This is a genomic window from Flavobacteriales bacterium (genome assembly GCA_013214975.1).
Taxonomy (GTDB): Bacteria; Bacteroidota; Bacteroidia; order DT-38; family DT-38; genus DT-38.
In genome coordinates, this window is sequence record JABSPR010000272.1 from 1 (window position 1) to 1,988 (window position 1,988).

2 protein-coding genes are annotated in these 1,988 nt (G+C 35.6%); one reads left to right on the forward strand and one right to left on the reverse strand.

Going from position 1 to position 1,988, the window contains the following annotated elements; all coding sequences use genetic code 11:
• Nucleotides 1-1,010: hypothetical protein (locus HRT72_08750; protein ID NQY67795.1), on the reverse strand; the 1,010-nt coding region annotated here is incomplete at its 3' end.
• Between the two features lie 138 nt (nt 1,011-1,148).
• Between HRT72_08750 and HRT72_08755 the strand changes: the two genes are divergently transcribed.
• Nucleotides 1,149-1,988, forward strand: an 840-nt coding sequence (locus tag HRT72_08755; protein NQY67796.1) for a ribonuclease R, incomplete at its 3' end; no start/stop codon positions are given.

Genomic DNA, 1,988 nt, shown 5'->3' on the forward strand with positions numbered 1-1,988 from the left:
CCATATGGGTATTGATTAAATGAACTAGGCATAGATAATCCCTTGTGTCCAATGTTGCCCTTCGACAGGTTTGGTGTGTAACTTGGCCTCGATCCCGAACTTTTACCATCCAGATGAAAATAATTTATTGGCAAGCCATCGACCGAAGGAATCGCGGACATTTGATTAAATGAACTCGACATTGACAATCCATTATGTCCTAATCGACGCTTAGTGAGGTTTGTCTTATAACTTGGTCTTGATCCTTTATTTTTAGCATCTAAGTGAAAATAGTTTATCGGTAAACCCAAATTAGTCGGTGTAATTGGTGCTTGAAAACTGGACGTATATGGCTTGAAAAAAGAATTTCCACCCTTATTATACTTATGATTTGTAGGTATATGTGCTCCCGTTCCAAATACGGCACCTTTATTAGGAACTGGTCCGTTTATAAAAGTTGAAGAAACGGATAATGGTCGGTTTTTATCTCTGCGTCTATCCAACCCAAAAGGGTTTATGTTTTTGTTTGGTGCAATTACTGTTGATTTCTCCTGCTTGTCTTTAGCATCCAAATGGAAATAATTTAGGGGCATTATGTTAACAGGAGGTCTATACGGCGTTTGCTCAAAAGAACTTCTAAGCTCCCCTTCCTTATGTTCTTTAATACTGGGCATCCTATGCGTATTCCCAAACGGACTAAATGAAGAAAAACTATTTCTGCTTCCTTTGGCTGGAGATACCAGATTCATAAAAGATTGGTTCGAATTCTCCTTATTAGACCTTGGCCAGCTTAGTAAGTTAGCTTTGGTTTTTTGTCGAAGAGTAGAATATTTAAAGGAATACGACCCCAGTTTATTCGAACTAAAAGAACTTTTGCTGTATGAAGGCGATAGAAAGCTTTGTTTGAATGGAGCCTGTTTTATTCCACCGCTATAACCACCAACACTAGAATTACCTGTTGTGTTTTGGGCAAGAGAAAATTCTTGAAATACTACGCATAGCAACATGCTCAGTATAATTATAGAAAGCATATCTATCCTTTTAAACAAGGTTTTAAATTTTAATCAAGATAATCTTGATTATACTTAAAAACGCAATATTTGTTACATTTATATTCTCTTTTCGATAACGGTAATTTTTAAGGCTAAAAGTTATAGTTTTGTAACTCAATGTCGAACAACCTACCTAGAAGGTCTAAAAAAAAGACAAAACGCGATCTAACCGCTGAAGCCATTAAGGCTTTTGAGAGAAACCCAAACAAACCTCTCAATTACAAACAGGTCTCCAAGATTTTAAAAATTAACGATCACTCTGTAAAACAGTTGATCAATGCATTATTGCTAAAACTAAAAGAACAAAATATTATAGAAGAAATTAGAGAAGGAAAATACATCCTACCATTTAAAAAATCATACAGAGAAGGACGACTAGACATGACATCGAGAGGTGCTGGATTTGTCGTTACAGAAGGAGAAGAAAATGATGTGTATATATCCTACAAGAATGTTGGCAATGCAATGCATCGCGACATTGTTAAAGTGCTCGTTTTACCTAAAAAGAGCAATGGTAAACTAGAAGGCAAAATCGATAAGATAGTTCAACGCAACAACAACTCTTATGTTGGCACTATTCATCTTGTCAAGAAAAAAGTATTTGTTATTTTAGATGGCCAAAAATGTGAACGAGAAGTAAACATTGCTCCCGGAGGAACTTTCAAAGCAAGAAATAAGAACAAAGTAGAAATTAAATTATCGTCTAAATTTAGCGCAGACTCCAGAGTTTTTGGAACTGTTACTAAAGTTTTAGGCGAGGCTGGTAACAACGACGTCGAAATGATGTCTATCCTTATCAACAATAATTTCCCTACAGAATTTCCGAACATTGTTGAACAGGAATCTCAACAAATTCCAGATGTTATATCAAAAGAAGAAATTGCAAAGCGTAGAGATTTTAGAAAAATAACCACATTTACAATTGATCCCGTTGATGCAAAAGATTTTGACGATGCC